This window comes from Streptomyces sp. NPDC059696 (assembly GCF_042733745.1).
Taxonomy (GTDB): Bacteria; Actinomycetota; Actinomycetes; order Streptomycetales; family Streptomycetaceae; genus Streptomyces.
This window is the reverse complement of record NZ_JBHWFG010000011.1, coordinates 129,071-144,859: the sequence shown is the minus strand read 5'-3', so window position 1 is coordinate 144,859 and position 15,789 is coordinate 129,071. Positions and strand designations below refer to the sequence as shown.

The following is a 15,789-nucleotide window of genomic DNA, read 5'->3' as shown; positions in this document are numbered from 1 at the left end:
TGCGGGTCCGCCACCGTTCCGTACGGTGCGTCCTCCAGGTGTGTTCAGCCCGCCGGGCCAGCGCTCGGCAAACACCCGGCAAACGGCGGGCCAACCGCCTCTCAGACCACGCCGACCGCCGTGAGCAGCGCCAACGGGGCCGAGGCCGAACGCGATTCCCGCACGCACGCATGCGGGTACGGCACCGGCTCCGGGTGCGTGTCACGGCCGTAGCCCGCGAGCACCTCCGGGAGCCGGTGGCCCGTCGCGGCCGCCGCGTCGACCAGGCCGCGGGCGATCGCGCGGGCCTCGTCGTGCAGTCCGTAGCGGGCCAGCCCCAGGGCGATCAGCGCGTTGTCGTGCGGCCAGACCGAGCCGCGGTGGTAGGAGAGCGGGTGGTACGCCGGTTGCCCGGCGGCCAGGGTGCGCACGCCCCAGCCGGAGAAGAAGTCCGGTTCGAGGAGCCGCCGGCCGACCTGTTCGCCGTACTCCTTGTCCAGCAGCCCCGACCACAGCAGGTGCCCGGCGTCGGAGGCGAGCGCGTCGACCTGCCGGCCCCGGCCGTCGAGAGCGAGGGCCGGGAAGGAACGCTCCGGCATCCAGAAGTCCCGCTGGAAACGGTCGCGCAGATCGCCGGCCGCCTGCTCCAGCAGGTGCGCGTACGTGGTGTCCTGCCACACCGTGCGGGCGAGGTACGCCGTGCGGCGCAGGGCGTCGTAGGCGTAGCCCTGAGCGCCCGCCGCCGTCACCGGCCCGTGCGGGCGGGTGCCGTCGGCGGAGCAGATGGCGCCGGGGGAGTCCTTCCAGTTCTGGTTGGCGAGGCCGCCCTGGTCGGCGCGGTAGACCAGGTAGCCCCGCGAGGTCAGGCCGCCGTGGTCGAGCATCCAGGTGATCGCGGCCCGGGCGTGGGATTCGAGGCGGCGGGCCGGGCCGGTGTCGCCGGTGTGCTCGGTGTAGGCGCCGAGCAGGACCAGGAACAGCGGCGTGGCGTCGACCGAACCGTAGTAGCGGCCGTAGGGGACCTGGCCGAAGTGGGCCAGTTCGCCGTGGCGCACCTCGTGCACGATCTTGCCCGGCTGGGCGATCCCGTCGGGGCCGGTCCCGGTGGCCTGGGTCGCGGCGAGCGCGGGCAGGGTCGCGGCGGCCAGGCCCGGCCGGTAGGGCAGGGCGAACAGCGAGGTCAGCAGGGCGTCCCGGCCCAGCAGGGTCAGGAACCAGGGAGCGCCGGCGGCCGGGACGCGCAGATCCTCGCCGTCGGGGCCGGTGGCCGGGACCTGGAGGGCGGCGAGGTCGGCGAGACCCCGGGTACAGGCGGCGGCCAGCTCGGGCCAGCCGGCCGGGAAGTCCACACCCCGGGTGAACTCGCGCTCACGAGAGCGGAGTTGTTCGCGGACGGCGGCGGGGGAGCGGGGGACGCGCAGGGCGCGCCGGTCGCCGTGCGGTCGGGCCATGACCCGCAGGGTCAGCTCGGCCGTGCCGTGCGGTGCGAGGTCCAGGGTCCACACCAGGCGTCGGGCACCGGTGCCGGTCTCCTCCACGGCGTCCGGCTGCGGATCGGTCGTCACCGTCGTGACGGACCGCCACTCGCCGCGCCGGTAGGCGAACTCCACCCCGTGGTCGAGGACCCGGCGGGAGCGGACGGCGCCGGGCTTGCTGTAGGTGCGGTGGTCGGAGCGCAGTTCGAACTGGTCGGTGAAGTCGGCGTCGACGGTGACCGCGAGGTGGACCGTCGTCGGCGTGGGACGGTTGCTGGTGACACGCAGTGACTCGACGAACGAGGCGTCCGCGACGGCCTGTTCGCGGAAGAGCGTGCAGGCGGGCGGTTCGTCGCGGCCGCCGCGCGGGACGAGCACACAGGTCGCGGTGTCCCCGTCGGCCACCGGGGTGAGCGTGTCGGGCACGGCCCCGTCGACGGTGAGCTGCCAGCGGCTCAGATGCCGCGCGTCCCGTACGAACAGGCCGTCCGGGGCGCTGCCGCCCCGGTAGCCGCTGATGTCGCCGCGGTCGCCGACGGCGGCGAACGTCCGGCCGTGCACGAGCAGATGGTGCCGGTCCGTCATGCTCGGTCCCCTTCCTTGAGCGCCGTGAGGCCGTTCCTGCCCCGTGCGGGCCGGTCGTGCAGCAGGTCGAGCGTGAGCGCGGCGGTCCAGCCGAAACCGGTGACGCCGCAGGCCTGAGCCGTGTACGGGTCGACGTACTCCGCGAATCCGGAGGCGCCGGCGGTGTGCAGCATGCCCTTGCGCAGGGCGTCGGCCCGGCCGCGCTCGCCGTGCAGCCGCAGCCCCCGCTCCAGCAGCCAGTTGGTGTTGAACCAGGCCGGGCCGCGCCAGTAGCGGTGCGGGTCGAAGGCCTCGCCGAGCAGGTCGTAGCTCGGGACCAGGCGGGTCGCGCCGCCGAGGCCGAAGTGCGGGCCGCAGACGGTGCGGACCAGGGTGGCCGCGAGGTCGCGCGGCAGGGCGGGCAGCAGCAGCGGGACGAGCCCGGAGACGCCGCGCTCGGGAATCGGCTCACCGGCGCGCACGTCCCGGCACAGGAACATCCCCGCCGCCGGATCCCACAGCCGCTCCACGAGCGTGGCGGTCAGCCGCTCGGCGCGGTCCGGCCGGGCCACGCCCAGCTCCCGCGCGATCCGGTCCAGCGCGTACTCGGAGGCGATGAGCAGGGCGTTGAACGCCGGGTCCTCGACGGCGAAGTCGCCGGCTCCGTCGGCGTATCCGCCGTCCCGGTAGTCGGCCGCCAGCCGCACGTACCGCCCGTAGTCCAGATCCGTCGGCCGGTCCTCGGGGGCGCCGTGGTCGAGGTCGGCGCGCCGGAAGGAGCGGGCCGGGGCGGGTGTGACACGGGACAACGGGCGGTCCCAGCAGGGGCTGTTGTCCATACCCTGTTCCCAGGGGTGCACGACGGACACGAGGCCGCCCCCGCCGAGGTCGCGCCGGTGCAGGAGATAGTCGTGCCAGGCGGCCAGTCGGGGGTACGCCCGGGTGAGGAAGCCGCGCGCCCTGGACAGGCCCGGGTCGGCGAGGTGCACCAGCCACGCGGCCAGGGCGTGGACCGGTGGCTGCACGATCCCGGAGGTCTCCACGCCGCGCGGGGCACCGGCGGCGCGCCCGGCGGTCGAGGAGCGCCAGAAGTCGGGGCTCGGGAAGTACGCGTCGAGCGGGACGGAGGGGTTGAACACGATGTGCGGGATCCGCCCGTCCGCCCACTGGGCCGCCAGCAGCGTCTCCAGCTCCGTCTGGGCCCGTAACGGCGACAGGTGCCTGAGGCCGATCGCGATGAACGCCGAGTCCCACGACCACTGGTGCGGGTACAGACTGCGCGAGGGCACTGTCGACGCCCCCGTCCAGCCGGCCTCCAGCACGGCGGCGGCCCTGGTGTGCAGGGGCGGCGCGGAGGAGGACGGATCGTATGCGACGGTGCGTCCTGGGGGACGTGGGGCGCGTTGGGCGGTGCGGTCCACTCGGGGCTCTCCGAAAAGACGTCCGGCCGACGGGTTCGGCTGCGGCTACCGTGGGGTTACGTCTATTTAACACGCAAAACCCACTATGTAAGGCAAGGTTGGGAAACACAAGGGGGTGTGCATGACCGGACGGGCCGGAAGAACCGGACGAGGCGCGGGCCAGGCGAGCGCGGGCGATCTGCTCGAACTGGTACGCAGCCGCCGCGCCGTGACCCGGGGCGCGCTGCAGCAGGCGACCGGACTGTCCCGGGCGACCGTCGGGCAGCGGCTGGACCGGCTCTTCCGTGCGGGCTGGTTGCGCGAGGGGGCAGGGGGGCCGGTGGACTCGCCGCTGGGCGGGCGGCCCTCCATCACCCTGGAGTTCGACGACGAGCACGCGGTGGTCCTCGCCGGTGACCTCGACACCCGGCACGCCAGGGCGGCCGTGCTGTCGCTGAGCGGTGAGATCCTCGCCGAGCACTCCGGCACCCTCGTCATCGAGGACGGGCCGGACGCCGTCCTCGGTGAACTCGGCCGCTGGTTCGCCGAGTTGCTGGAGAAGACCGGGCGCGGCGCCGCGGCGGTCTGCGGGGTCGGGCTCGCCGTGCCCGGCCCGGTCGACACCGAGACCGGCCGCGTCGTCCAACCGCCGATCATGCCCGGCTGGGACGGCTACGACATAAGGGGCCGGCTGGCCCGGGCGCTCGCCGAGCACGCGGGGGCCGCGGGGGTGCCGGTCCTGGTGGACAACGACGCCAACCTCATGGCCTACGGCGAGCAGCGCGTCGGCTACCCCGACTGCTCGGCCTTCGTGCTGGTGAAGGTCTCCACCGGCATCGGTGCCGGGGTCGTGGTGGACGGCGCGCTGTTCCGGGGTGTCGACGGCGGCGCCGGCGACATCGGGCACATCCGGGTACCGGAGGGCGCCGAGACGCTGTGCCGGTGCGGTGCGTACGGCTGCCTGGCCGCCGTCGCGAGCGGTGGCGCGGTGGCGCGGCGGCTGGCGGAGTCCGGGGTGCCGGCGGCCTCCGGCTCGGACGTGCGCGACCTGCTGGCGGCCGGGCACCCGGAGGCGGTCGGCCTCGCCCGGCAGGCGGGGCGGCGGGTGGGGGACGTGCTCGCGACCGTCGTGACACTGCTCAACCCCGGGGTGCTGATGATCGCCGGGGATCTGGCCGGAACTCCCTTCCTGACAGGGGTGCGCGAGCTGCTGTACCAGCGGGCTCTGCCCCGCTCCACCGCGCACCTGGACGTGGTGACCGCGCGTCTCGGCGAGCGGGCCGCGCTGGTCGGAGCCGGTGCGATGGTCGTGGAGCACCTCTACGCGCCCGAGCGGGTCGAGGAGCGGCTGCGCGCGCTGGGGGTGTGACGGCCGCGTTTCGGTTCCGAGTCGCGTCCGCATGGTGAAATCCGGGCGGCTGTGGCAGCGTGATTCTCGCCACCCCTGATAAGGGTTGCGCTCAGATGAGCGGATCTTGAGCGGCTGCACTTCTCCAAAGGGTGGCACTGAGTGCCACCCTTTGATCGTTCATCGAGCGAAATCAGATGTGCGGAAACTCTGCTCATATGAGCGTCCGGAGGGCTTCAGGGAGGTTCTTGCGTTCAAGAAGTGAAAACATGCGGCTGCGATCGCTTGCCCAGCCTTGACTTTCGATCCGCTGGCGGACGAGTGGTTACAGGCGCATGACGCACGAGTGGACGTACCCAGACGCCTTTGATCTGGGTATGTTCCTCGCCGTCAGGGCAGCCACCGCGTCCTCGAGGAGTCGAGACCCGTGTCGGAAAACAAAGATCTCCCGGTAGCCGAGCAGGCCGCGAGCGTTGAGGGCGTGAAGTTCGTCTACGACTTCACCGAGGGCAACAAGGACCTCAAGGACCTCCTCGGTGGCAAGGGCGCGAACCTCGCCGAGATGACCAACCTCGGTCTGCCGGTCCCGCCCGGCTTCACGATCACCACCGAGGCCTGCAAGACCTACCTCGACAGCGGTGAGGAACCGGCGGCACTGCGTGACGAGGTGAGCGCGCACCTCGACGCCCTCGAGGCCCGCATGGGCAAGAAGCTCGGCCAGGCCGACGACCCGCTGCTCGTGTCCGTGCGCTCGGGCGCCAAGTTCTCCATGCCCGGCATGATGGACACCGTCCTCAACATCGGCCTGTCCGACAAGTCGGTCCAGGGCCTCGCCAAGCAGGCCGGCGACGACCGCTTCGCGTGGGACTCCTACCGCCGCCTCATCCAGATGTTCGGCAAGACCGTCCTGGGCGTCGACGGCGAGCTCTTCGAGGACGCGCTGGACGCGGCCAAGGCGGCCAAGAAGGTCACCGTCGACACCGAGCTGGAGGCGGCCGACCTCAAGAAGCTCGTCACCAAGTTCAAGAAGATCGTCAAGACCGAGGCCGGCCGGGACTTCCCGCAGGACCCGCGCGAGCAGATGGACCTCGCCATCCACGCGGTCTTCGACTCCTGGAACACCGACCGGGCCAAGCTCTACCGCCGCCAGGAGCGCATCCCGCACGACCTGGGCACGGCCGTCAACGTCTGTTCCATGGTCTTCGGCAACCTCGGACCCGACTCCGGCACCGGCGTCGCCTTCACCCGCGACCCCGCCTCCGGCCACCAGGGCGTCTACGGCGACTACCTCCAGAACGCGCAGGGCGAGGACGTCGTCGCGGGCATCCGCAACACCGTGCCGCTCGCGGAGCTGGAGCGGATCGACAAGAAGTCGTACGACCAGCTGATGCAGATCATGGAGACGCTGGAGAACCACTACAAGGACCTCTGCGACATCGAGTTCACCATCGAGCGCGGTGTGCTGTGGATGCTCCAGACGCGCGTCGGCAAGCGCACCGCGGGCGCGGCCTTCCGCATCGCGACCCAGCTGGTGGACCAGGGCCTGATCGACGAGGCCGAGGCGCTCACCCGCGTCAACGGCGCCCAGCTCGCCCAGCTGATGTTCCCGCGCTTCGACGAGAGCGCGAAGGTCGAGCAGGTCGGCCGGGGCATCGCCGCCTCCCCGGGCGCGGCCGTCGGCAAGGCCGTCTTCGACTCCTACACGGCCGTCAAGTGGTCCCGCTCCGGCGAGAAGGTCATCCTGATCCGCCGTGAGACCAACCCCGACGACCTGGACGGCATGATCGCCGCCGAGGGCATCCTCACCTCCCGCGGCGGCAAGACCTCCCACGCGGCCGTCGTCGCGCGCGGCATGGGCAAGACCTGTGTCTGCGGCGCCGAGGAGCTGGAGGTCGACACCAAGCGCCGCCGGATGACGGTCCCGGGCGGACACGTCGTCGAGGAGGGCGACGTCGTCTCCATCGACGGCTCCTCCGGCAAGGTCTACCTCGGTGAGGTACCCGTCGTGCCGTCGCCGGTCGTGGAGTACTTCGAGGGCCGGATGCACCCGGGCGCCGACGACGCCGACGAGCTCGTCGAGGCCGTCCACCGCATGATGGCCTTCGCCGACCGCAAGCGCCGCCTGCGGGTGCGCGCCAACGCCGACAACGCCGAGGACGCGCTGCGCGCCCGCCGCTTCGGCGCCCAGGGCATCGGCCTGTGCCGCACCGAGCACATGTTCCTCGGTGACCGGCGCGAGCTCGTGGAGCGGCTGATCCTGGCCGACACGGACGCCGAGCGCGAGGAGTCCCTCAAGCAGCTGCTGCCGCTGCAGAAGCAGGACTTCGTGCAGCTCTTCGAGTCGATGGACGGCCTGCCGGTCACCATCCGCCTCCTCGACCCGCCGCTGCACGAGTTCCTCCCGGACATCACCGAGCTGTCCGTCCGCGTGGCCCTGGCCGAGTCCCGCCAGGAGCCGCACGAGAACGAGCTGCGCCTGCTCCAGGCCGTGCACCGGCTGCACGAGCAGAACCCGATGCTGGGTCTGCGCGGTGTGCGTCTCGGTCTGGTCATCCCCGGCCTGTTCACCATGCAGGTCCGGGCGATCGCCGAGGCCGCGGCCGAGCGCAAGGCCGCCAAGGGCGACCCGCGCGCCGAGATCATGATCCCGCTCGTGGGCACGGTCCAGGAGCTGGAGATCGTGCGCGAGGAGGCCGACCAGGTCATCGCCGAGGTCGAGGCGGCCTCCGGTGCGCAGCTGAAGCTGTCCATCGGCACGATGATCGAGCTGCCGCGCGCCGCGCTGACCGCCGGCCAGATCGCCGAGGCCGCGCAGTTCTTCTCCTTCGGCACGAACGACCTCACCCAGACGGTGTGGGGCTTCTCCCGGGACGACGTGGAGGCCTCGTTCTTCACGGCGTACCTGGAGAAGGGCATCTTCGGTGTCTCCCCGTTCGAGACGATCGACAAGGACGGTGTGGGCTCGCTGGTGAAGCTGGCCGCCAAGGCCGGCCGTGAGACCCGGCCCGACCTCAAGCTCGGCGTGTGCGGCGAGCACGGCGGCGACCCGGAGTCGGTCCACTTCTTCCACGAGGTCGGACTCGACTACGTCTCCTGCTCCCCGTTCCGCATCCCGGTGGCCCGCCTGGAGGCGGGCCGGGCGGCGGTCCAGTCCCAGGGCAGCGACCACCGCTGACCGGGGCGTAGAGAACCCGGAGCCGTCGGCGGTCCCCGACCCTCACCGATCGCGGCGGCTCCGGAGCACGAGACGAAGGGGCGGCACCTGTGCGGAGGTGCCGCCCCTTCGGCGTCCCCGGCCGCCCGGGAAGCTTTCTCGCCCGTCCCGGCAGCCGTTCCCCCTCCAGCGAGCCTTTCCGCGTCCGCACGTCCCGCTTAGCCGGGGACGCCCTCCCGCAGGCACACGGCGGTGCCGGTCCGGGCCGCGGTCAGCAGGGCGGTGAGTGTGGGCAGGCCGGTCGCCAGCGGGGTGGATCCCAGGTCGGCGAGGGCGAAGAAGCCGTGGTCGTCGTGCTCCGAGCTGCGCCGCAGGGGCTGCCCGGCCGGGAGCCGGCCGCCGTGGAAGTAGAAGTCGATCACCGGCCCTGTCCCCAGCACGTCGGCCCGGTGGTCGTACCCGAGGAACCGCAGGTCCCCTTCGAGGGCGATGCCGGTCTCCTCGTGCAGCTCCCGGCGCGCCGCCCCGACGGGGTCCTCACCCTGGTCGAGCATGCCGCCCGGCAGCCCCCAGAGCCCCGCGGCGGGCAGGCCCTCGGCGTAGCGCAGCAGCAGGATCCGGTCCTGGTCGTCGAGCAGCAGCACGCAGGACGCGACGACGGTCTGCGGCAGTGTCTTGATCCACTCGGCACGGGGCAGCACCCCCGGCGCGTTGGGGACGGGCACGGTCGTGTCCACGGTGGTGTTCCTTCCGTCGGCTGGACAGCCCGCTGCGAACTGCCCAACCGGTGGAACGGCCGTACCCGCCGATGGTCACCGGCACATCCCGCTCAGATGTCGCAGGCGACCCCGTCGCCGTCCCGGTCCAGGTGCGAGGCGTACCCGGGTTCACCCCGGTGGATGGGGGCGGCACCGGCGGCACGGACCTCGCTGCAGTTGCCGTAGTACACGTCCTCGCCGCCCCCGGAGCCGTCGTCGCCGGACCCCCCGCCCGCCGCCGGTCGTGCGGTCACCGTGGTGGTGACCTCGACGGTCTTCGTGGCCGTGACGGTGGGAGCGGGCTCCGGCTCCTTCGCGGGCGGCGTCGCGGTGGCGGTGGTCGTCGTGGTGACCGTGACGGTGGGCCGGGGCGCGGCGGACGCGGGCTTCGCGTCGTCCGTGGTCTTCCCGCCGCCCGTGCCGATGCCGACACCCACGAACAGGGCGAGTCCGAGGGCGGGCAGTACGTAGCGCTTCCGGGCCCAGCGGGGCGCCGGTCCGCCGGGCCCCGGCACCGGCGGTGCGGGGTAGGGGCTGTTGTGCGGGCCGGTGTACGGATGGGTCATGGTCATCCCCCCAGGGCTGATGCGTGAGGGGATGACCGTAGGACCGGGCGGCCCTGCGTGAGGGAGGAGTGACCGACTTGTGATGGTCACATGAAGCCGGACGGGTCGGCTACGAGCGGAACGGGCCCGTCACCTCGTAGGTGATGCCGCCCGAGGAACTGCCGCTCGTGCCGCGCTGGCTGGAGAAGTACAGGCGGGTGCCGTCCGGGGAGAAGGCCGGGCCGGTGATCTCCGAGGCGGACTGGCCGTCGACGCGCAGGAACGAGGCGACGACGTCGTCCGGGGTGATCACGCAGATCTCCATGTTGCCGCCGTCCTCGGCGACGAACAGGTCGCCGGAGGCGGCGCCGGTGATGTTGTCGACGCCGGTGAGCGGGGCCGTGCCGTTGACGAGGGAGTCGTCGTAGGCCAGTTCGTAGGTGTTGTTCAGCAGGTTGAGCTGCCAGACGCGGTTGTCGCCCTTGGTGGTGAACCAGACGGTGTCGTTCGCGTAGTGACAGCCCTCGCCGCCGTTGAAGGACTTCGAGCCGGAGACCTGGGAACGGGTGGCGGTGGGGGAGCCGTCCGGGTCGGGGACGTCGGTCCAGGTGAAGGAGCCGCTGGTGGCGCTGCCCGCGACCATCACCTGGAGCGTGCCGGAGGACAGGTTGCCCCAAGTCGTCGGGACGAAGCGGTAGAAGCGGCCGTTGGTCTCGTCCTCGGTCAGGTAGATCACCTTGCGCACCGGGTCGGCCGCCGCCGCCTCGTGCTTGAAACGGCCCATCGCCGCGCGCTGCACCGCCGCGTTCGTGCCCCACGGGTCGGTCTCGTAGACGTAGCCGAGGGACACCTCCTCGCAGGACAGCCAGGTGTTCCACGGCGTCTTGCCGCCCGCGCAGTTCTGCCGGGTGCCGGACAGGATGCGGTACGCGCCGGTGATCGCGCCCGAGGAGGAGAACTTCACCGCGCTCGCGCCGCCCGAGGGGTTGATCTCGGAGTTGGAGACGTAGATCCAGCCCGAGCCGTCGGCGTAACAGGCGCCGCCGTCCGGGGCGTTGTGCCAGGTGTAGGAGGTCGTCCCGACCCGCTGGCCCGACCGGGCGATGACCCGGCTCGTGAAGCCGGCGGGGAGTCTGATGCCGTTGGCGTCCGGGGAGCCCAGCGGCCCGTAGGGGCCGGCACCGGGCTGGGCCGGGGCCGCGTACGCGGCCCCGCGCCACAGGGTTCCGCCCAGAGCGGCCGTTGTCCCGCCGAGGACGGCCGCACGCAGAAGGCTACGACGTTCCACTCTCACTCCAGAGGTGGCGTACCGCCCCGCCGCCGGTCGACGGCAGGGTCGTGCGTGGGGGAGGCGCACAGGACGCTAGGGGGGCCGGGTTGACGGAGCGTGGCCAGCTCGTGACCGTGGGGCGGCATGCCGGGTGCCGTCGCCTGTCCGCCTGTCCGCCTGGCGCCTGTCCGCCCGCGCCACGGCGACCGGGTCGGGTCTTGTCGCCGGGCCGTCCCGGCGTCGTGAGGGCCGCGCGGGTCCGCGGTCACGCGGGCAGTGCCGGTGCCTCCCGTCTCGGCCTCCTCGGGTGGTCGTCGCCCGGGCCGGGGCCGGGCTCGCCCTGCGGTCGCGCGGCGGGCAGCCGGATCACCACGTCCAGGCCGCCGGTCGCCGCCGCGCGCAGGGCCGCCTCGCCGCCGCTGGCGTGGGCCAGGCGCTGCACCAGGGCGAGGCCGAGCCCCGTACCGCCCTTGGGAGCACCCGGGGCGCGCCAGAAACGGTCGAAGGCGCGCCTTCGCTGCTCCTCCGTCATGCCCGGGCCCTCGTCGGTGACGTGCAGGTCGACCCAGCCCGGGCGGCCGTCGCGCACCACCCGCCGGGGCGGGGCCTGGAGGCGCGGTTCGATCGTGACGGTGCTGCCTGCCGGGGAGGCCCGCAGGGCGTTGGACAGCAGGTTGTCCAGGATCTGCTCGACGGCCCCCGGCACCGCCAGCACCGGGACCGCGCTCCCCGTGAAGAGCACGAGGGAGGCGCCCTCCCGTTCGAACAGGGGCTGCCAGGTCCGGTGCCGCTCCGTGCAGACCGCCCCGAGGTCGACACCGGTGGGGATCGCCGCGTGTTCCTCCAGCCGGGCCATGGCCAGCAGGTGCTCGACCATCCGGGCCAGCCGGTCCGTCTCCGTGACGGCGGCGGTCAGGCTGCCCCGGGCCCGGGCGGCGATGTACGGCTCCAGGTTCTCCAGGCGCAGTCGCAACGCCGCCAGGGGCGTCTTCAGCTGGTGCGAGGCCTCGCCCGCGAACGCCCTCTGGGAGGCCAGCAGATGGGCGAGCCGAGCGGCGGTGTGGTTGAACGCGGCGGCCAGACTGCGTACTTCCGGCGGCCCCGCCGTGACCGTCACCGGAGTGAACCGGCCACCGCCCTCGGCCAACTCGTGTGTCGCGTCCTCCAGTTCCCGGATGGGGCGGCCGGCCCAGCGGGCGAAGGCGAAGCCGACCACGGCCACCGCCGTGAGCACGGCCAGTCCGCCCAGGGCGAGCAGCAGCCACACGTGGTGGACGCGCTCGTGCACCGTCCGGGTCGGCACCGTCAGCCACACGGCACCCACCGGCCGTGCCTCCTGTCCGACCGGCGCGGCCACCGACAGGTACTCCACACCGCCGATCCGCGACGTGCGCACGTCCACGGTCGAGTCGCCCCGCAGCGCCGCCGCGATGCCCGGCCGGGCGGCCAGCGAGCCGGACATCTCGGCGTGCAGGGGGTGCGAGGCGGCGAGCGGCGTGCCCGAGGCGTCGACGACCACCACCTTCCCGCCGATGCGCTCCGCACAGTGCGCCACCCGCGCGGGCAGGTCCTGCGCGGCCCGGCCCGCCGCGAGAGACAGCGCGGCGTACGCGGAGACCGACTCGGCCTCGTCCTTCGCCGCGTTGACGACCCGCTCCCGCTCACCGCGTGAGTAGACGAAGCCCAGCGGGATCTCCAGGCAGAGCAGCACCAACGCCGCGAGGCTGAGGTAGCTGAGCAACAGCCGGCGGGTCACGGAGAGGCCACCTGCGCGGCGGGCCCCGTGTGCACCGACAGACGGAAGCCGACACCGCGCAGCGTCGTGATCCACGCCGGGTGCCCCAACTTGCGGCGCAGCGCGGCCACATGGACGTCCAGGGTCTTGGTCGGGCCGTCGTAGTGCGGGTCCCAGACGCGGTCGAGGATCTGCTGCCGGGAGTAGACCGCGCCCGGATCCTCGCTGAGCAGCGCCAGCAGGTCGAACTCCTTGGGCGTGAGCGGGACGGGGGCGTCGCCGACCCAGACCTGGCGGGTGCGGCGGTCCACGACGAGCGGGCCCGGGTCGTGCGGCGGGTCGGGGGCGGGGGCGTGGGAGGTGGCCGCCGGGGCTTCGTAGGACAGTGCCGGGGCCGGCTCGGGGGCGGGGGCCGGAGCCGGTTCCCACGGCGGCGGCTCGGGGACGGACCGGGCGCCCGGTGTCTCCGGGAAGGCCTGCCGGGCCTGTGGGGTGCCGCGGTGCGTGCGGCGGGTCACCGCGCGGACCCGGGCGACCAGTTCCCGCACGCTGAAAGGTTTCGCCAGGTAGTCGTCGGCACCCAGTTCCAGCCCCAGCACACGGTCGGCCTCCTCGCCGCGCGCGCTGAGGATGACGATGGGGACGTCCGACACCTGCCGGATGCCGCGGCAGACGTCGATGCCGTCCATGTCGGGCAGCCCCAGGTCGAGCAGGACGACGTCGTGGTACGGCCCTCTCAGGCCGTCCGTCCCGGTGGCGACGTGGTCGACCGTCAGCCCGAAGTGGCCGAGCCCTTCCGCGAGCGGCTCGGCGATCGTCTCGTCGTCTTCGATGAGCAGCACTCGTAGGCCCATGGGTCCTGTCTCTCGGTGAAACCGGCGTGAATCCGCGCAGCGTCAATTCGCATTCTCCGCCGCGGAGTTCACACGCTACAAGAAGACGCCGGATCCGGAAACGGGGCCAAAGAATGTTCCCTTGCTGTCCGGGCTCTGGACTTTACTTAACCTTCCTCTGTAGGTCGGCCGTCTACGGTGGGCTGCGTCGGATGAACACCCAGCTCAGGAGAGTATCTTGCAGGCTTTACTGCAGCGCGCCCGTGCGTTCAGGACGCGCGTCGATTTCGACGAAGGCGCATTTCGGAAACTGGCTGAAGGGCAATATCCGGAGGTGCTGTTCATCACCTGTTCGGACTCTCGTGTCATACCCGCGATGATCACGGCTGCGCGCCCCGGGGAGATATTCGAGCTCCGGAACGCGGGCAATATCGTGCCGCCTTACGGGTGGCCCGGGGCCTGTGGAGAGGCGGCCACCATCGAGTACGCACTGGAGGTGCTCGGGGTTCAGGACATCGTGGTGTGCGGTCACTCACACTGCGGTGCGATGGGCGCGCTGAAGTCCGGCGACGACCTGTCGGCACTGCCCGGCGTGGACGCGTGGCTGCGCATCGCCCGCCCCGAACTGACCCCGGTCCTCCGAACCGCGCCGGACGACCCGTCCCTGCCGGAGGTCTCCCAGGGCAACGTCGTCAACCAACTGGCCTCACTGCGGAGTTACCCCGTGGTGCGGCGACGCCTCGACGCGGGCCGGCTCCGGCTGCACGGCTGGTACTACGAGGTCGACACCGGGTTCGTGCACGAACTCGGCGACGACGGTGACTTCCGGGTGCACGCCGCGTGAGCGGGGCACACGCGCGGGGCAGGACACGGTCGGGCCCGGGGGGCGGGCGATCCTGGGGGCTGCCGGGCGGCGAGGGGGGTGGTGGGGTCGGCGGGACGCTGCGTGCCGTGATGAGCGGCGCCACGGGCCCCGGCGGCAAAGGGGACGGCGGTGAGGGGAGAGGCAAGGGGGATCTCGTCACCGACATCACCGCCTCGCTCGTCGTCTTCCTGGTCGCCCTGCCCCTGTGCATCGGTGTCGCCGTGGCCTCCGGTGTCCCGCCGGAGCTCGGGATCATCTCCGGGGTGATCGGCGGACTGGTCGTCGGCGCGGTCCGTGGCAGCACGCTCCAGGTCAGCGGCCCCGCCGCGGGCCTCGCCGCGCTGGTCGCGGAGACCGTCGCCGAGGTCGGCGTGGCCATGCTCGGCGTGATCGTCCTGTTCGCCGGCCTCCTCCAGATCGTCCTGGGACTGGTACGCCTGGGCCGGATGTTCCAGGCCATCTCCGTGGCCGTGGTCCAGGGCATGCTCGCGGGCATCGGCGTACCGCTGATGTTCAGTCAGGCCTACCCGATGGCCGACGCCAGGGCGCCCGGCACCCCGATCGAGAACATGGCCGGGATCCCCGGGCTGCTGGCCGGCATTCTGACGAACCCGCAGGCGATGATCGCCACGCTGCTCGGCGTCGCCACGATCGTGCTCAGCTTCGTGTGGAAGAAGGTGCCCGGACCGGCCGGGAAGATCCCCGCCGCCCTGGTCGCCGTCGGCATCGGCGTGGTCGTCGCGGCGCTGCCCGGCGTCGGCGTGAAGACGCTCCAAGTGGGCAACCTGCTCGACTCGGTGCAGGTGCCGGGCGCGGAGCAGTTCGCGGGACTGGCCGACGGGACGATCATCACCGCCGTCCTCACCTTCACGGTCATCGCGTCCGCGGAGAGCCTCTTCACGGCCGCAGCCGTGGACCGCATGCACAGCGGTCCCCGCACCCGCTACAACACCGAGCTGATCGCGCAGGGCGCCGGCAACACCGTCGCCGGCATCCTCGGCGCGCTCCCCGTCACCGCGGTGGTGGCGCGCAGTTCGGCCAACGTCCAGGCCGGGGCCAAGACCCGGCTCTCCCGCACCCTGCACGGCCTGTGGCTGCTCGCGTTCGCGCTGCTGCTGCCGCAGGTGCTCGCACTGATCCCGATCTCGGTGCTGGCCGGTGTCCTCGTGCACAGCGGCTGGAAACTGTTCGGGCCCGCCGAGTTCCCGAGGATGTGGCGGCAGGACAAGGGCGAGTTCGCCGTGATGACGCTGACCATGCTGGTCATCGTGGCGACGGCGCTGCTGGAAGGCGTGCTGTTCGGTCTCGCCGCGGGGATCGTGCTGGCCGCGCTGCGTATGTCGCAGACGGTGGTCCGCCAGCACGTCGAGCGGGACACGGCGAAGGTCGTCATGGCGGGCAACGCCACGTTCCTGCGGCTGCCGAAGGTGATCGACGCCCTGGAGGCGGCCGCCGCGTCCGGCACACCCCGGATCCGTCTCGACCTGACCGGTGTGACCCACCTGGACCACGCCTGCCGCAACCAGGTCGAGGAGTTCACCGCGCAGCAGCGTGGGCTGGGGCGGCGGGTGGAGCTGCTGATGCCGGGGGAGGCGCCGCAGGCCGGTTCCGGGACGCCCGTCTTCGAGGCTCCGGCGACGGCGCCGCTGCCGAGGCGCCCTGTCCCCGCACCGGAGGTGGCCGCGGCCGAACCACCGCCCTGGCCCACCGCCGACGCCGAGTGGTTCTACCTCGACACCCGGCCCCTGCCGGAGGAACAGGCGCAGGCGCGTTCGCCCCTCGTGGGCTGAGACCCCCGCGCCGCCGGACACCTGCACACGGCGCTGCCCGGCACGTCCCGCTGCCGGGCATGCCGGGGTGGCG

The 15,789-nt window shown here is 72.6% G+C and carries 11 protein-coding genes; 4 read left to right on the top strand and 7 right to left on the bottom strand.

Annotated features, from left to right (window positions below):
- Nucleotides 1-101 precede the first annotated feature (101 nt).
- Nucleotides 102-2,039: a glycogen debranching N-terminal domain-containing protein gene (locus ACFV20_RS14990; RefSeq protein ID WP_385656328.1), complete on the bottom strand. Its 1,938-nt coding sequence runs from the start codon at nt 2,037-2,039 to the stop codon at nt 102-104.
- Nucleotides 2,036-3,439: a hypothetical protein gene (locus ACFV20_RS14985; protein ID WP_385656326.1), complete on the bottom strand. Its 1,404-nt coding sequence runs from the start codon at nt 3,437-3,439 to the stop codon at nt 2,036-2,038. Before ACFV20_RS14985 ends, ACFV20_RS14990 begins: the two co-directional genes overlap by 4 nt.
- A 121-nt stretch (nt 3,440-3,560) precedes the next feature.
- Here ACFV20_RS14985 and ACFV20_RS14980 point away from each other — a divergent pair, with 121 nt between their 5' ends.
- Together ACFV20_RS14980 and ppdK are read left to right on the top strand one after the other, a co-directional pair.
- Nucleotides 3,561-4,787, top strand: a complete 1,227-nt coding sequence (locus ACFV20_RS14980; RefSeq protein ID WP_385656324.1) for an ROK family protein — start codon at nt 3,561-3,563, stop codon at nt 4,785-4,787.
- Between the two features lie 406 nt (nt 4,788-5,193).
- Nucleotides 5,194-7,941, top strand: coding sequence for a pyruvate, phosphate dikinase (ppdK, locus tag ACFV20_RS14975; RefSeq protein WP_385656322.1), 2,748 nt, complete (start codon nt 5,194-5,196; stop codon nt 7,939-7,941).
- A 197-nt stretch (nt 7,942-8,138) separates the two neighbouring features.
- Here the strand turns inward: ppdK and ACFV20_RS14970 are convergent, their stop codons facing one another.
- From ACFV20_RS14970 to ACFV20_RS14950, 5 genes are all read right to left on the bottom strand, one after another.
- The gene (locus tag ACFV20_RS14970; RefSeq protein ID WP_385656320.1) at nt 8,139-8,657 is read right to left on the bottom strand and encodes an NUDIX hydrolase; all 519 of its coding nucleotides are present in this window, start codon (nt 8,655-8,657) and stop codon (nt 8,139-8,141) included.
- A gap of 92 nt (nt 8,658-8,749) precedes the next feature.
- A complete protein-coding gene (locus ACFV20_RS14965) occupies nt 8,750-9,244 on the bottom strand; it encodes an excalibur calcium-binding domain-containing protein (RefSeq protein ID WP_385656318.1) in 495 nt (164 codons plus the stop codon).
- A 109-nt stretch (nt 9,245-9,353) separates the two neighbouring features.
- Nucleotides 9,354-10,511 carry an alkaline phosphatase PhoX gene (locus ACFV20_RS14960; protein ID WP_385656316.1) on the bottom strand — a complete coding sequence of 386 codons (1,158 nt, stop codon included), beginning with the start codon at nt 10,509-10,511 and terminating at the stop codon, nt 9,354-9,356.
- Between the two features lie 247 nt (nt 10,512-10,758).
- Nucleotides 10,759-12,249 carry a sensor histidine kinase gene (locus ACFV20_RS14955; protein WP_385656314.1) on the bottom strand — a complete coding sequence of 497 codons (1,491 nt, stop codon included), beginning with the start codon at nt 12,247-12,249 and terminating at the stop codon, nt 10,759-10,761.
- Entirely contained in the window at nt 12,246-13,082 is an 837-nt protein-coding gene (locus ACFV20_RS14950) for a response regulator transcription factor (RefSeq protein ID WP_385656312.1), read from the bottom strand. The genes ACFV20_RS14955 and ACFV20_RS14950 overlap by 4 nt, the downstream gene beginning before the upstream one ends.
- Before the next feature lie 217 nt (nt 13,083-13,299).
- On the opposite strand from ACFV20_RS14950, the gene ACFV20_RS14945 reads away from it, so the two are divergent.
- Complete coding sequence (locus tag ACFV20_RS14945; protein ID WP_385656310.1) at nt 13,300-13,905, top strand: carbonic anhydrase; 606 nt, start codon at nt 13,300-13,302, stop codon at nt 13,903-13,905.
- A gap of 110 nt (nt 13,906-14,015) precedes the next feature.
- Nucleotides 14,016-15,716 (top strand): SulP family inorganic anion transporter, encoded by a 1,701-nt coding sequence (locus tag ACFV20_RS14940; RefSeq protein ID WP_385656308.1) that lies wholly within the window; start codon nt 14,016-14,018, stop codon nt 15,714-15,716.
- The last annotated feature ends 73 nt before the right edge of the window (nt 15,717-15,789 follow it).